Consider the following 15,761-nt stretch of genomic DNA (forward strand, 5'->3'; position numbering starts at 1 on the left):
CCGCACAGAATTAAGGTTATGTTCATATCAAAAGGAATGGATGTTTTATTACTACAAAAAGCGTAAAAATCACGATTCTGACAGGCCAAAATAGCTCAATACCCGGTCCAAATCCGCCAAGTTCTCGTAACTAATTACTAACTTGCCGCTATCCTGTTTTCCCGGCTGAAGTTGTACCTGATTGCCAATTTTTTCTGAGATCTGGCGCTCGAGATAACCAAACTGGGGATCGCGGACGGGCTCGACCCTGGCTTTTGCCGGTTCCAGCGCCTTTTGCACCAATTTCTCGGTATCTCGCACGGTCAGCCCCTTCTGGGCAACCAGTTTGGCCAGTTCGGACTGGGCCTGGCCGCTCAGGGCCAGCAGGGCACGGGCATGACCCATGTCAAGGTCACCATGCTCGACGAAGCGCTTCACGTCGTCGTTGAGCTGGTTGAGACGCAGCAGGTTGGTCACCGTGGTGCGGGACTTGCCCACCGCATCGGCCACCTGCTGGTGGGTCAGTTCGAATTCGGTCAGCAGCCGCTGCAGGGCGACCGCCTCTTCGATGGCGTTGAGGTCTTCGCGCTGGATGTTTTCGATGAGCGCGATGGCAACGGCCGCCTCGTCAGGCACGTCCTTGACCAGGCAGGGCACCACCTCGAGGCGGGCCAGCTGGGAGGCGCGCCAACGCCGTTCACCGGCGATGATTTCGAAGGATTGCTCGCCGAGGGGACGTACCACGATGGGCTGGATCACCCCCTGGGCACGGATGGAGTTGGCCAGCTCTTCCAGCGCATCCTGCGACATGTCCTTGCGTGGCTGGTACTTGCCGGACTGCAGCCACTCCACCGGCAGCTTGCGCAATTCGCCCTGGTTGGTCGGGGTCGGGGCCATGGCCTGCTCGGTGCGCTGATCGCTCATCACCTGCTTCTGGCGCGCGGCAGTGCTGGTGCTGAGCAGAGCGTCCAGCCCCTTGCCCAGCCCACGTTTTTTCGGCGTCATATGCTCTCTCGGTCTGCGATGGTCACCTGACGCTCCTGCTCCTGGCGACGCAGGATCTCGCCAGCCAGAGCCAGATAGGCCTTGGCGCCCACCGATGATTTGTCATAGTGCATGGCCGGGGCGCCGAAACTCGGTGCCTCCGCCAGTCTTACGTTGCGGGGAATGATGGTGCGATAGACCTTGTCCCCGAAGTGCTGTTTAAGCTGATCGGACACATCATTGGCCAGCCGGTTGCGGTGATCGAACATGGTGCGCAGCACCCCTTCGATCTTCAGATCCGGATTGACCACGGCTGCCAGCTTGCTGATGGTGTCGACCAGGGCGGTCAGCCCTTCCAGCGCATAGTATTCGCACTGCATGGGCACCAGCACGGAGTCGGCGGCGGCCATGGCGTTTACGGTCAGCATGTTGAGAGAAGGCGGGCAGTCGATGAAGACGTAGTCGTACTTGTCCCGCACCGCGGCCAGCGCATTGCGCAGGCGGATCTCGCGGGCGAAGAACTCCATCAGACGAATTTCGGCCGCGGTCACGTCGGCATTGGCGGCGATCAGGTGATAGCCCCCGGAGGTTTCGGGGATGATCACCTCGCCGATGGGGGCGTCCTCGATCAGCAGCTCATAGGCGGTGCGCTCGACTTCGTACTTGTCGACACCGCTGCCCATGGTGGCATTGCCCTGCGGATCCAGATCGATCACCAGCACCTTGCGGCGGGTAGCGGCCATGGAGGCGGCCAGATTCACACAGGTGGTGGTTTTACCCACTCCACCCTTCTGGTTGGCTATGGCGATGACTTTTCCCACACTGTCCCCTAAATGAAACTGCGACCCTATTCGGGCTGGATATGTTTGAATTCCAGCAGATGACGTTCGCCTTCCAGCTCCGGCACCACCAGTTGATGGGAGGCGACCAGACGGATGTTGGCGGGCAACTGGGCCAGCTCCTGCTCGGGATACTGTCCCTTGAGCGCGAGGAAGCTGCCCTGGGCCGACGGCAGATGGTGACACCAGCCCAGCATGTCCTCCAGCGAGGCAAAGGCCCGGCTCAGCACGCCGTCAAATCCCACCTCGGGCTGATACTCTTCGACCCGGGATTTGACGGGAGTCACGTTGGTCAAGCCCAGCTCCAGGATCACCTGGCGGATGAAGTTGATCCGCTTGCCCAGACTGTCCAGCAGCACGAACTGCTTGTCCGGATTGATGATCGCCAGTGGCAGTCCGGGCAGACCCGGGCCTGTGCCCACATCGATGAAGCGCTCACCGTGCAGGTGCCGGCTCACCACCAGGCTGTCGAGGATGTGCTTGACCAGCATGGCGTCCGGATCTCGTACCGAGGTGAGATTGTAAGCCTTGTTCCACTTGTGCAGCAACTCGACAAGCCGAACCAACTGGGTCTTTTGGGTCTCGGTGATAACAATTCCGGCCTGCATGAGCAGGCCGTTCAATCTTTCCAGCATATTTTGCAACGGTAGGATCCTCAGGCGGTTTTACGCAGCAGGCCGTGTTTTTTCAGATGAACCAGCAGGATGGAGATGGCCGCCGGGGTAATGCCGGAGATGCGGGACGCCTGACCTATGGTCTGCGGCTTGGCATCGTTGAGCTTGGCGATCACCTCGTTGGAGAGGCCGTTGACGTCGCGGTAGTTCATGTCCAGCGGCAGCAGGGTGTTCTCGTTGCGCAGCTGCTTCTCCACCTCGTCGTGCTGGCGTTCGATGTAGCCGGCGTACTTGATCTGGATCTCCACCTGATCGGCGGCGGCCGAATCGCTCAGCGCAGGCCCGACCCCCTCGATGGCCATCAGCGCATCGTAGGTCACCTCGGGGCGACGCAGCAGCTCTTCCAGGCTCTGCTCGCGGGTCAGCGGGGTGTTGACCAGGGCGTTGACCGCCTCCAGCGACGGATGTTGCGGGTGGATCCAGGTCGAGCGCATGCGCTGACGCTCCTGCTCCACCTGTTCCATCTTGGCGTTGAACTTGCTCCAGCGCTCGTCATCCACCAGGCCCAGCTCGCGGCCGATGGCGGTCAGGCGCAGATCGGCGTTGTCTTCCCGCAGCAGCAGGCGATATTCGGCACGGCTGGTGAACATGCGGTAGGGTTCGCGGGTTCCCAGGGTGGAGAGATCGTCCATCATCACGCCGATGTAAGCCTGATCCCGGCGCGGATGCCAGGGATCCTTGCCCTGCGCACGCAGGGCGGCGTTCAAACCGGCCAGCAGTCCTTGGGCTGCCGCCTCTTCATAGCCGGTGGTGCCGTTGATCTGGCCGGCGAAGAACAGGTTGCCGATGCACTTGCTCTCCATGTTGGCCTTGAGATCCCGCGGATCGAAGAAATCGTACTCGATGGCATAACCCGGGCGGGTGATGTGCGCATTCTCGAAGCCACGCACGGAGCGGACGATCTGCACCTGCACGTCGAACGGCAGGCTGGTGGAGATCCCGTTCGGGTAGAGTTCGTGGGTGGTCAGGCCTTCCGGTTCGACGAAAATCTGGTGCGCCGTCTTGTCGGCAAAACGGGTGATCTTGTCCTCGATCGACGGGCAGTAGCGCGGGCCAATCCCCTCGATCACCCCGGCGTACATGGGGCTGCGATCCAGGTTGTTGCGGATCACCTCGTGGGTGCGCTCGTTGGTATGGGTAACGTAGCAGGGCACCTGACGCGGATGCTGGCTGGCATCGCCGATGAAGGAGAAGACCGGACGCGGATCGTCACCGTGCTGGGCCTGCATCACCGAGAAATCGACGCTGCGGGCATCGATGCGGGGCGGCGTACCTGTCTTGAGGCGATCGATGCGCAGCGGCAGTTCCCGCAGGCGCTGGGCGAGGGCGATCGAGGGAGGATCCCCGGCGCGGCCGCCCTTGTAGTTTTCCATGCCGATGTGGATCAGGCCGTTGAGGAAGGTACCCACGGTCAGCACGACCGTCTTGCCGCTGATGCGGATCCCGCTCTGGGTCACCACGCCGGCAACCCGATCCCCGTCCATGATGAGATCGTCACAGGCCTGCTGGAAGATCTTCAGGTTGGGGTAGTTCTCCAGCATCTGGCGCACGACCGCCTTGTACAGCAGACGATCCGCCTGGGCGCGAGTGGCGCGAACTGCCGGGCCCTTGGAAGAGTTGAGGGTACGGAACTGGATCCCGCCAAGATCGATGGCACGCGCCATGATCCCGCCGAGAGCGTCAACTTCCTTGACCAGGTGTCCCTTGCCGATCCCGCCGATCGCCGGGTTGCAGGACATGTGTCCCAGCGTATCGATATTGTGGGTCAGCAACAGGGTATTGAGGCCCATCCGGGCTGCCGCTGTTGCCGCTTCGGTTCCTGCATGACCGCCACCGACGACGATCACATCAAATTGTTCATGGTATTGCATTGGGGATCACCTTGATCTGCACGCCTGAAGATCTTTGTTTGCCTGTGCTCGAGGGCGGAACATTCTATCTGTTTAGCGTCCTGAGGGGAACGTCTACTTAACGTTCAGTATGGAGGGAGGATCCACTAAATAGATCTTAAGGATCTTTAGATCGATCTTTTATTGGATCTTTTATTAGGATCCGCCGCTTCTGTTGATAAGCACTTTTTGATCATAAAGATCATCGTCTTAAGAGCGATCTCTGGTTGTGGAAAAGCTTGGATCCTGGCCCCGTGAACTGGGGGATAACAAGGGTTTTTATACACAGACACCCTTTGGTTTAGATCTAATACATGGATAACTATAGGTTTTACAGAGTTTCACACAGGAGTTATTCACAATTTCTCGGAGCATTCTAGGGGAACCTTTGGAACAACTTCTCCGGATCCACCTGTTAATAACCTGGTGGATAGCGATCTGGGGATAAGCGGGGAGATCGAGCCGTTCATGCCGGATCTCCCGCTCCCGGTTCAGGCGATCAGGGCCAACCAGTCCCAGATCCAGATTTCGGCTGCATCTTCCGGGATCTCGTGCCGGGTCACGTCGATGTCGAGACGATCCCCAATCCGGCTGGCGCCGCACTCGGCCAGCAGTCGATCCAGCGTCTTGCCACCCTGGCAGAAGGTGTCATAACTGCTGTCTCCCAGCGCGATCACCCCGTATTTCCAGCCATCAAGATCCGGACGCTGCTCGGCAAGATCCTTGGCGAAAGGCTGCAGATTGTCGGGCACATCGCCGGCACCGTGGGTGGAGGTGACCACCAGCACTATGGCCTCCGGCTCGGCAAGCACCCTGGCCAGGCTGGCGGGGTTGTGGATCTCGGTTTGATGGCCCGCTTGTTCCAGCAGGCCGGCGATGTGGTCCGCGACATATTCAGAGGCGCCCAGCATGGAGCCGACGACGAGATTGAGTTTGGCCATGGAATGGATCCTGATTTCAGACGAAGCAAGAGAAAGCCGGATTCTACCGCCAAAGGGTGTGGATAAATATGGATAAAGCTTGGGGATAATGGATCCTCGCTGCTTTTGTACGGAAAAAAGGGATCCCCGCCCGCCGATCCTGCCCAATCTTGCGATCGTGTCGAAAAGGGGCCGTTTCCTCCTCTTGTGTGTTCTCCGCTCGGCTCCTGATACGTTAAGTAACAATGCGGATGCAAATGATTAGCAATTATTGAATCGATTCGATCATGGCTCCTGTAGTAGCATGTCGCTGCTTTATTCGCCTGAGGAACCGGGCTACCGGCATGACCGGCTACCAATAATAAGAAATCAGAAACAACTCATTGATATTTGAGACACTTACTATGATTGCGCAAAAAAACACCCCCATCGCAGCGATGCGAAAGAGAGGGGCACAGCAACTGCTGCCGCTCTCCTGCCTGTTGGCCAGTCTGCCCGTGCTGGCGGCCGAACAACCGAAAAAACTGCCCAAAGCCGGCGAGACCATGGTGGTCACCGGCACCGCCATGAAGGTGGAAGTGCCCATGGCCGAGACGCCTCGCGCCGTCTCCGTGGTCAACCGCGAGGAGCTGGATCAGCGTGCCGTGCAGCAGCTTGACGAGTCCCTGCGCTACCGCTCCGGCGTGCTCACAGGTCTCTATGGCTCCGACAACAACACCGACTGGTTCAAGGTGCGTGGCTTCGATGCCGCCTCCTATCTGGATGGCAACCGCCTGTTCGGCACCGGCTATTACCTCTGGACGCCGGAGCCGTTCGGCCTGGAGAGCGTGGAAGTCCTGAAAGGACCGGCCTCGATCCTCTACGGCGAGGCGCCTCCCGGCGGCGTGATCAATGCCATCAGCAAGCGGCCGACCGCCACCCCGCAGGGGCTGCTGGATCTGCAGCTCGGCAGCCGGGATCACCGCCAGATCGGGGTGGATGTCTCCGATGCGCTCTCCGACAACAGCCGCTACCGCATGGTTGCTCTTTATAAAGAGCGTGACGGCGTGCTGGACGGTACCTACAACGATCGCGTCTATCTGGCGCCGAGCGTGACCTTCGATCTCTCGGATCGTACCAGCCTGACCCTGCTGGCCAGCTTCCTGCACGACGAAGGGGTACCGACCAACGGCTTCTTCCCGGTTTACGGCACTCTCAATACCAGCGGTGGCCAGATCGATCCCAGCACCAACCTGAGTCAGCCGGATTACGATCGCAACCGCAACACCCAGCTCTCCACCGGTTACGAGCTGGCCCACCAGCTCAACCAGACCTGGGAGTTCAAGCAGAACGTCCGCTTCAACTACAACGATCTGCTGCTGCGCCAGACCTATATATATCCTTGGGCTGCTTGGCCTGCGACACCCGATGAAAATATGCCGGTTCGTGGCCGTGGCATGATCTATCGGGATGGCAACACCAAGAGCGCCACCATGGACAACCAGGTGGTGGGCTACTGGAACACCGACAGCACAGAGCAGACCCTGCTGCTGGGGGTGGATCTGCAGCGCCATGTCAACGAGGGGATGGAAGCTGATCAGTGGATGGGAACCATAAATACCCAGCATCCAGATCACAGCGGCTTCCCCGGTTTTGATGAGTCCACTGCCACCCACCAGAAGAGCACCAAGGGTCAGAGCGGCCTCTATGCCCAGCACCAGATCCGCTGGGACGATCGCTGGTTGCTGACTGGCGGCGGTCGCTTCGACTACGTGGAGACCCACAACATCAGCGAAGCCAAGGGCAAGAACGAGAAGCAGTATGATCACGAACTCTCCCTCTCCGGCAGCTTGATGTACCTGGCCGACAACGGTCTCTCTCCTTATGTTGCCTACGCCGAGTCGTTCGAGGTGCTGCCTGGGATAGATCCCAACACCAGCGAATCCTACAAACCGCTCAAGGGCACCCTGTACGAGACCGGCGTCAAGTACGCGCCGAGCTTCCTCGATGGTTACATCAACCTGGCCCTGTTCGATCTGGAGCAGACCAACTCGCTGGTCTCCACCGGTTCCGGCCAGCAGACCCAGGCCGGCGAACTGGCCTCCCGGGGTGTCGAGCTGGAAGGGAGCGTGCAGGCCACCGAGGCGCTGCGCCTGACCGCCGCCTACACCTATACCGATGCCAAGACCAACGACACCGGCAATGGCGATCGCCGTGCCAGCCTGATCCCGCGCCACCAGGCCTCCTTCTGGGGCAATTACAAGGTGCAGCAGGGTCCGGTCTCTGGTCTCGAGCTGGGGAGCGGCGTGCGCTACGTCGGCTCCAGCGTCGGCATCGGTGCCGTGAATGCGGACTACACCCCCATCTACGGCTCGGCCCAGGTGCCGGCCCATACCGTGTGGGATGCGATGATCGGGTATGACTTTGCCAAGAACTGGCGGGCTCAGCTCAACGTCAACAACCTGCTGGGTGATACCTACGTGGCCAGCTGCGACTACTACTGCTACTACGGCGAGCCGCGCAGCGTAGTGGGCAGCATCAACTACCGCTGGTAATCGAAGTGGGGCGGGAACCGGGTTCCCGCCCTTCTTTTCACCTGCAGTTGCTCTGAACTCTCTGGAATACCGGTCCGTTATGGAACTCTTGTCTCTGGTTTATCGCCAATATCGTTGGCCCTTCATCGCCATTACCCTGCTCAGCCTGCTCAGTGCCGTCAGCGGGATTGGTGTCATTGCCTTTATCAATCAGTCTCTTGTCGAATCCGTCGGCGATCCGCTGCCGGTGCTCGGCCAGCTGATCGGCCTCATCTTATTGCTGCTGGTGATCACGCTCGGCTCTCAGCTGGCGCTGACCACCCTCGGCCATCATTTCGTCTACCGGCTGCGCGGCCGCCTGCTCAAGCAGTTGTTGGATACCGATGTCGCCCGTCTGCGCCAGATTGGCCAGGGGCCGCTGCTGGCCTCCCTCTCCAGTGACATCGGCCAGATCACCATCGCCTTCGTGCGCCTGCCGGAGCTGGTGCAGGGGCTGGTGCTCACCCTGGGGTCGGCCCTCTACCTCGGCTGGCTGTCGCCGGCCCTGCTCGGCGTCACCACGCTTTGGGTCACTTTCACCATGGTGGTGGGCTGGCTGCTGGTGAACCGGGTCTATCGCCATCTCTCCCACATGCGTCAGGCCGAGGATCGGCTCTATCAGAACTATCAGGCCATCATCGCCGGCAGCAAGGAGCTGGCGCTCAACCGCGAGCGGGCCCACTTCGTCTACCACCAGCTTTATCAGCAGAATGCGCAGGAGTACCGCCAGCAGATCATTCGTGCCGACACCTATCACCTGAGCGCGGTGAACTGGTCGAATATCATGATGCTGGGGGCCATCGGCCTGGTCTTCTTCCTGGCCAACGGGCTGGGCTGGGCCGACACCCAGGTGGCCGCCACCTTCGCGCTGACCCTGCTGTTCTTGCGTACCCCCTTGCTGCAGGGCATTGGCGCCCTGCCGACCCTGCTCTCCGCCCAGGTGGCGTTCGCCAAGATAGCGGTGCTCAATCTGGCCGCACCGGACGCCGACTTCCCGCTGCCGTCCGCGCCCCGCGCCTGGCAGCGCATCGAGCTGGAGCAGGTGAGCTTTCACTATCAGGGGGAGGGCTGTTTCGCCGTGGGTCCCATCAATCTGGTGATCGAGCGGGGGGAGCAACTCTTCATCATCGGTGGCAACGGCTCCGGCAAGTCGACCCTGGCCATGCTGCTGACCGGCCTCTATCAACCGGTATCGGGCCGGATCCTGCTGGATGGGGAGCCGGTCACCGATCGCAACGCCTATCTGGCGCTCTTCTCCGCCATCTTCACCGACTATCACCTGTTTCAGCACCTGCTGGGGCCGGAACCCAAGGATGAGCTGGTGGCCGAGTGGCTGGAGCGGCTGCAGATGGGCAGCAAGCTCACCATCGAAGAGGGCTTCATCGCCGATATCGACTTCTCCCAGGGGCAGCGCAAGCGGGTCGCCCTGCTGCTGGCGCTGGCCGAGCAGCGCGAGGTGATGCTGTTCGACGAGTGGGCCGCGGATCAGGATCCCCAGTTCCGCCGCATCTTCTATCAGCTGCTGCTGCCGCGCCTGAAGCAGATGGGCAAGACGGTGATCGCCATCAGCCACGACGATCTCTACTTCTCCCAGGCCGACCGGCTGCTGGAGATGCGCCAGGGTCGGCTCAGCGAGCTGACCGGCGAGCGGCGCGAGCAGGTGAGCCGCGATGCGGTTGCCCATCTGGATTGTGACTTGAATGCAGAGGTGCCGGTTTGAACCCGGCCAACAGGAACCGCTTATGTTCGAGATGAAATCAGCCAGCTTCGCGGTCAATGACCGCACGCTGCTGCACCCCACCGATCTCTGTTTCGAGCAGGGCAAGGTCTATGGCCTCATCGGCCACAACGGTTCGGGAAAATCCACCCTGCTCAAGCTGCTGGCACGCCAGCAGCCGCTCAGTGACGGCGAGATCCGGTTCGATGACAAGCCGCTGCCGGCGTGGGGGGCGCGCGACTTCGCCCGTCAGGTGGCCTATCTGCCCCAGCATCTGCCGAGCGCCGAAAACCTGCTCGGGCGGGAGCTGGTGGAGATGGGGCGCTACCCCTGGCGCGGCCTGCTGGGCCGGATGGGGGCGGAGGATCACCGCCAGGTCGCACGCGCCATTGCGCTGACCCATACCGAACGCTTTGCCGACCGGCTGGTGGATACCCTCTCAGGCGGCGAGCGGGGGCGAGTGTGGCTGGCCATGCTGCTGGCCCAGGAGAGCCGTTTCATCCTGCTGGACGAGCCGCTGGCCGCGCTGGACGTGGCCCATCAGGTGGAGGTGCTCACGCTCGTCAAGCAGTTGAGCCGTCAGCTCAAGCTCGGGGTCATCATCGTCATTCACGACATCAACATGGCCTCCCGCTTCTGCGATCGGCTGGTGGCGCTGCACTCCGGCCGCCTGCTCACCCACGGCGAACCCGAACAGATCATGACCGGCGAGACCCTGCACGCCATCTATGGCATCCCGATGGAGGTCATTCGCCACCCGGCCCATGACCACGCCATCGCCATCGTTTAGACAAGGCTTGTTATCTCGATGCTCTTATTCAAGAAAGTTGGCTGGTTCTGCTGCCTCTTGGCTCCGCTCATGTTGCAGGCCGAGCCAGTGATGCCTGCCGCAGCAGACCTCCCTCAAGCCGATGCTGTGAAGTCGGTACCCCGTATCGCTACCGTCGACTGGACCATAGCCGAAACCCTGCTGGCGCTCGGGGTGACGCCGCTGGCGGTGGGGGATGTCGGCTCCTACCGCGCCTGGGTCGGCGAGCCGCTGCTGCCGGCCGCCGTGGTGGATATCGGACAGCGCGCCCAGCCCAACCGCGAGCTGCTGGCCGAGCTCAAACCCGATCGCATCCTCATTTCACCGCTGGCGGCCCCGCTGGCGCCGACCCTCTCCCGCATCGCGCCGGTGCAATCCATCGCACTCTACGAGCCGGATGCCGATCTGTGGCAGCGATTGCACGAGGCGACCCTGACCATAGCCGCGCTGGTGGACAAAACCGCCGAGGCTGAGCAACTGCTGTCCACGTTGGACCAGGATCTGGCGCAGATGCGGGCGGCGTTGCCTGCGGATCTGCCGCCCCTGCTGGTGGTGCAGTTCATCGATGAGCGCCATGTGCGGGTATTTGGCCGCCACAGCCTGTTCGAGGCGGTGATGCAGCGGCTCGGCCTGCGCAATGGCTGGCAGGGGGAAACCAATGCCTGGGGCTTTGCCGTGGCCAGCCTGGAGCAGTTGATGGCGCAGCCGCAAGCGCGACTGGTGGTGGTCGATCCGATCCCGGTTGGGGTGAGCGAGCGGCTGCAGGAGCCCGGTCTGTGGCAGCAGCTGCCACAGGTGAGGGCGGCGGCCGTGCTGCATCTGCCTGCGGTGTGGAGTTTTGGCGGCGTGCTGGCGGCGCGTCGCTTTGCCGTGCAGCTCAGTACGGCGCTGCAGCGGGATGGGCAAAGCGGGGAGGGGCTGCAATGAACCGGATTTTTCCGTCGCCGCTGAGGCTTCCCGTCAGCCTGCTGCTGGGGCTGACGTTGGCGCTCGCCGGTTGGGAGCTGGCCAGTCAGTTGCCAGTGGCGCGTTGGCTGGCGACCCTGTTGTCACCGGATCTGACCGATGCCAGCCAGGCGGTGGTCCACTTCAGCTGGCTGCCGCGCCTTGCCGTCTGCTTGCTGGCCGGCGCCGCCCTCGGGCTGGCCGGCACCCTGATGCAGCAGGTGCTGCGCAACCCGCTGGCCTCGCCCACCACCCTGGGGGTGGCCTCCGGCGCCCAGCTGGCGCTGATGATGGTGACCCTGTTTGCCCCCTCCTGGCTGCTGCTGGGGCGGGAGTGGATCGCCATGGCCGGCGGCAGCCTCGCCATGGGGCTGGTGTTTGCCCTGGCCTGGCGTCGCCAGCTCAATCCGGTGGTCATCGTCTTTGCCGGGCTGGTGATCAACCTCTATCTGGCGGCCATCAGCATGGGGCTCCTGCTGTTCTTTCAGGAGGAGCTGAAAGGCTTGTTGGTGTGGGGCAGTGGCTCGCTGGTGCAAAACAGCTGGAGCGGGGTGAGCTACCTGCTGCCCCGTCTGCTGCTGGCTGGCGTGCTGGCCGCGGTGCTGGTGCGCCCGCTGGCGGTGCTGGATCTGGATGATGCCAGCGCCCGCAGTCTGGGGGTCTCCCTTCAACACCTGCGTTTCGCCGGACTGGGGCTGGCGGTGTTCGTCACCGCCTGCGTGGTGAGCGTGGTGGGACTGATCGGCTTCATCGGGTTGGCGGCGCCCGCCCTGGTGCGCTTGCTGGGGGTGAGAAAACTGGCCCTGCGACTGCTGTGGGCCCCGCTGCTGGGCGCTCTGCTGCTGGCGGCCACCGATCTGTTGCTGCAATCCCTGAGCCGCAGCGGCTCTGTACTCATCCCGACCGGTGCCATGACGGCCCTGCTGGGAGCGCCGCTGTTGTTGTGGCTGATCCCGCGCCTGGGTATCAAATCGGGCACGCCGAAGGCGAATGCCGCCCTGCTGGTGGCCCGCCACCCGGCGCCGGTCCGCCTTGTCGGCCTGATGTTGATGGGGCTGTTATTGGCGGTGATCGCCTCCCTGCTGTTTGGACAGGGGATGGACGGCTGGCACTGGCCGAGCTGGCTGCGCTGGCAGGCACCCTGCTGCAACGGGTCAGCAGCAACCCCATGGCGAGCCCCGAGCTGCTGGGGGTGAGTGGTGGCACCTTCATGGGGGTGATTGCCACGGCGCTGCTGCTGCCCGCACTGCCGCTGCCCATAATGCTGGCCGGCGGCCTGCTCGGTGCCTTCGGTTGTCTGCTGTTGTTGCTGCTGGTCAATCGCAGCCACGGCTTCCAGCCGGAGCGGCTGCTGCTCTCCGGCATTGCCATCACGGCGCTGTTCGAGCCGCTGCAGGCCATCGCGCTGGCGAACGGTGACCTGCGGGTACAGCAACTGCTCTCCTGGATGTCCGGCTCCACCTATTACGTCACCCTGCCGATTGCCGGCGGGTTGGTGGTGCTGGCGCTGACGCTGCTGGCGGCTTGTCTGCTGCTCAGCCGCTGGCTCGATCTGCTGCCGATGGGGCCGGCGGTGGCCGCCGCGCTCGGCATTCGGCTCAACCGGGCTCAGCTCGCCATCCTGCTGCTGGTGGCCGTGCTGACCGCCAGCGCAACCCTGGTGGTGGGGCCGCTCTCCTTCGTCGGCCTGCTGGCGCCGCACATGGCCAAGCTGATGGGGTTGGTGCGGGCACGCTGGCATCTGCTCGGTGCCGCCGTCTCCGGTGCCCTGCTGATGGTGTCGGCGGACTGGATTGGCCAGCAGATCCTGTTCCCGCAGGAGGTACCGGTGGGGCTGGTCTCCACCTTGTTAGGGGGCGCTTACTTCATGTGGTGCCTGCGCCGCCTCTAGCGCGGTGGATGAAAAACGCGCAATAAAAAGCCCGGGATGAACCCGGGCTTTTTATTGCCTGCCGTGCGGCGTTATTTGCCGATACAGAATGTAAATAATCTATTATCTTCAATATGTTAGTGACTTTTCGGGGGCCGCTTGGGGTAAAAGTAACTAAAACAGCATATTGAGAGACCGCTCACGGGTTTCTGCTATCGTGCAGCGTTCCCACATAGTCCATTCTCAATCGTGCCGCCTCCCCATATGAATCAATGCGAGGCCCCCACATGCAGTCAAAGCCGCCTTTTAGGTGAGTTTTGAGCGTATTTTGAACCGACTATAGCATCGCTTGGTGCTTGGAAAGCCGCTTTTACTCTTCGAACCGTGCAAGCTTCCCATAGGTAGTTTGTCTAACCGTGCAGTCATCCCACATACCGCCAATTTAATCCCAGCCCTTTATCAGCCTGGCTGAGCGGGCTTTTAGGCCCTCTAGAATGGTGCTGCTGATGGTATCGGGGAAGTCTGCTGGCAATTGCTGGGTAACGCGCTTAATAACATCATCAACGGAGTTGGCCAGTTCTGTCAGGATCTCTTCCATAGCAGAACGCTCAAATCCCACAGTTTTCGCCGTTTGGAAGAAATGACGCGGGAATATCTGCTCAATGGCGTACTTCTTTCCCTTGCTGCTTGCTAGGCCCATAGCGAGCTTGGCGTCCCTTCGGTTGAGGCCTCGGCCGCCAAACACTGGATAGACAGATAGGATGTCGTAAAAAGGGGTCAGGCGAAAACGCCCTTCCGGTTCAATAAAGACCGAGAAATTCTTTGCATGACCATCGGTGGCCGCCAGCAGCCAGAACAGGACCTGAGATTTCATGAACAGGTAGCGATCCTGTTCTGGTGTCGCAGAGCCCAGCAAGGTTTTCATGATGTCAGTGATCCCTGGTCCTCCATGGCTCTCGTATTTCCGTGCTGACGGAACATTCAATACCTGACAGAAATCCTCTTGGGGAAGGCGCATGATCCAACTGCGATCGGCAGCGTAACGTCTGTCGAAGCGTTCCACAGCCAGTGCTTTGACCTGGCCAACTTGCATCATGAAGCAGTGAGGTACGGGTAGACCAAACTCCTTGGCAATCAGAGTGCAGAGATATTCGTTTTCTACGCTCTGGGAGAGGTCTATCGAGTAGGAGTGGCTTTCAATCTTGCCGATAGGGAGTTTGATAATGTGGGTTGTCGGCGTTGCTTTGAGTGGCAAGTACCAACGGCCATCGATATAGAGCAGCGCAGTCTTTTCTTGCGCCCCGGCGATAGAGATCCGGAACTCCTCTTGCTCCCTGACCATCCCCAAAGGGATTCCTGATTTGTAGCTGGTCAGGATCTGCTCGAGCTCGTCATCGGAAAGTGCCTTGTAGTCGATTCGCCTGACATCTGGAACATCGTGCCCTTCGGTAACCAGCTGTAATGCCCCTACGCTATCCTGGCCAATGCAACTGAGCAGATCGAAGGGCTGGGTTGATGCCGCTTGATAGCGTGCTACAACCCTGTTTCTCACCTCCGTATTATCTGGCAGCAGGTTGTCGAAGAAGTTATAGGCTTCATCGCCCCGGTAGGCCTGATGGCGCAATGGCATGGAGAGTGAGATCGGACGGCTGCCCGGTTGTGCTAGCCATGACTCATGGTACTGAAACTGATGGGCGCCGCTGGTAGTTTTGGTGAATGTGCCTACCCCATAACCGTTCATGTAGACAGCCAGATTGGCCATTACCACTCCTCCTTCCAGCCCGATGCCGGACTCTCGGATGACTCATTGCGGGGTTTGATATCCACTGACAATTCGAGTGCTGCGAGGATCTTGAACAGGGTTTCCAGCTTGGTGGACTCAGGATTGAGCTCGAAGCTGGAGACTGTGTCTTGTCTAATCCCCACTTTCTCGGCAACTTTGCCTTGAGAGAGCTTTTGAGAAAGCCTGGCATCCTTGATACAGGCGCTCAGCTGCTTGGCGCTGGTTACTTTCATGATTCGACAACCTGGTAGCGTGCCTTCTTCCAATTTACACGCTATGGCAGGTATATCAATATTTACCTGTTATAGGAGGTAAATGTAACTTACACGCTGTAGGCGGTATCTAACATTTATCCCCTATAGCGGGTAAGAGAACAGCAGACGGGGAGATTACCAAGCCATGGGGTAAAGAACTGCCGCGCTACGCTTGGCTGCTGGCTTGTTCGGTGAGTCGAAAAGATGACTCACCTCAAAGCCCAGCTTCTGTAGATTTCCTCCTTTGGCATCCCATTCAGCAGATCAGGAATGGTGAGCAACGTCGCTTAAATACTCAAATACAACTCAAAAGCGACTTTGTGATGACGGATCACACTTAAAGTTTGTGCTGTCAGATCAAAAGGCTATCGAAAGGTTGTGTTTCGATCGTCATGTGGTGGTTCTAAAAAGGTATACCTAATGGGAACTGACTTCCGGGTAGTAAAAAACTATTTTGGAACCATTTAAAATGAACTAAATTTAAGGAACTATTTAAAACAGACTCAAGGGTGACGTCGATGTTCATTCGCGCTTATCTGCGTGCCTC

At 60.4% G+C, this 15,761-nt stretch carries 11 protein-coding genes and 1 pseudogene; 5 read left to right on the forward strand and 7 right to left on the reverse strand.

All coding sequences use genetic code 11. From position 1 onward, the window contains the following. Positions 1–69 precede the first annotated feature (69 nt). The 5 genes from CAK78_RS10110 to mioC all read right to left on the reverse strand — a co-directional run bounded on the left by CAK78_RS10110 (position 70) and on the right by mioC (position 5,306). Positions 70–984: a ParB/RepB/Spo0J family partition protein gene (locus tag CAK78_RS10110; RefSeq protein ID WP_010635594.1), complete on the reverse strand. Its 915-nt coding sequence runs from the start codon at positions 982–984 to the stop codon at positions 70–72. Continuing rightward, positions 981–1,784, reverse strand: a complete 804-nt coding sequence (locus tag CAK78_RS10115; RefSeq protein WP_005307193.1) for a ParA family protein — start codon at positions 1,782–1,784, stop codon at positions 981–983. Before CAK78_RS10115 ends, CAK78_RS10110 begins: the two co-directional genes overlap by 4 nt. A 26-nt stretch (positions 1,785–1,810) precedes the next feature. Further along, the gene (gene rsmG, locus CAK78_RS10120; RefSeq protein ID WP_024942392.1) at positions 1,811–2,437 is read right to left on the reverse strand and encodes a 16S rRNA (guanine(527)-N(7))-methyltransferase RsmG; all 627 of its coding nucleotides are present in this window, start codon (positions 2,435–2,437) and stop codon (positions 1,811–1,813) included. Between the two features lie 20 nt (positions 2,438–2,457). Then, positions 2,458–4,347 carry a tRNA uridine-5-carboxymethylaminomethyl(34) synthesis enzyme MnmG gene (gene mnmG / locus CAK78_RS10125; protein WP_017783543.1) on the reverse strand — a complete coding sequence of 630 codons (1,890 nt, stop codon included), beginning with the start codon at positions 4,345–4,347 and terminating at the stop codon, positions 2,458–2,460. A gap of 509 nt (positions 4,348–4,856) precedes the next feature. Continuing rightward, the gene (gene mioC, locus CAK78_RS10130) at positions 4,857–5,306 is read right to left on the reverse strand and encodes an FMN-binding protein MioC (RefSeq protein WP_176452742.1); all 450 of its coding nucleotides are present in this window, start codon (positions 5,304–5,306) and stop codon (positions 4,857–4,859) included. Between the two features lie 383 nt (positions 5,307–5,689). Between mioC and CAK78_RS10135 the strand changes: the two genes are divergently transcribed. From CAK78_RS10135 to fhuB, 5 genes and pseudogenes are all read left to right on the forward strand, one after another. Continuing rightward, on the forward strand, positions 5,690–7,819 hold the full coding sequence (locus tag CAK78_RS10135; RefSeq protein WP_176452743.1) for a TonB-dependent siderophore receptor: 2,130 nt from the start codon (positions 5,690–5,692) through the stop codon (positions 7,817–7,819). A 79-nt stretch (positions 7,820–7,898) separates the two neighbouring features. Further along, a complete protein-coding gene (locus CAK78_RS10140; RefSeq protein WP_094697177.1) occupies positions 7,899–9,557 on the forward strand; it encodes a multidrug ABC transporter permease/ATP-binding protein in 1,659 nt (552 codons plus the stop codon). A gap of 22 nt (positions 9,558–9,579) precedes the next feature. Beyond that, positions 9,580–10,344, forward strand: coding sequence for an ATP-binding cassette domain-containing protein (locus tag CAK78_RS10145; RefSeq protein ID WP_094697178.1), 765 nt, complete (start codon positions 9,580–9,582; stop codon positions 10,342–10,344). A gap of 18 nt (positions 10,345–10,362) precedes the next feature. Then, complete coding sequence (locus tag CAK78_RS10150) at positions 10,363–11,289, forward strand: ABC transporter substrate-binding protein (RefSeq protein ID WP_094697179.1); 927 nt, start codon at positions 10,363–10,365, stop codon at positions 11,287–11,289. Further along, positions 11,286–13,198, forward strand: a pseudogene (fhuB, locus tag CAK78_RS10155) (Fe(3+)-hydroxamate ABC transporter permease FhuB). Before CAK78_RS10150 ends, fhuB begins: the two are co-directional and overlap by 4 nt. Positions 13,199–13,619: 421 nt before the next feature. Here the strand turns inward: fhuB and CAK78_RS10160 are convergent. Then, complete coding sequence (locus CAK78_RS10160; protein ID WP_094697180.1) at positions 13,620–14,939, reverse strand: type II toxin-antitoxin system HipA family toxin; 1,320 nt, start codon at positions 14,937–14,939, stop codon at positions 13,620–13,622. Next, on the reverse strand, positions 14,939–15,193 hold the full coding sequence (locus tag CAK78_RS10165; RefSeq protein ID WP_017410478.1) for a helix-turn-helix domain-containing protein: 255 nt from the start codon (positions 15,191–15,193) through the stop codon (positions 14,939–14,941). The genes CAK78_RS10160 and CAK78_RS10165 overlap by 1 nt, the downstream gene beginning before the upstream one ends. Positions 15,194–15,761: the final 568 nt, after the last annotated feature.

This window comes from Aeromonas sp. A35_P (assembly GCF_002259925.1).
GTDB lineage: Bacteria > Pseudomonadota > Gammaproteobacteria > Enterobacterales > Aeromonadaceae > Aeromonas > Aeromonas dhakensis.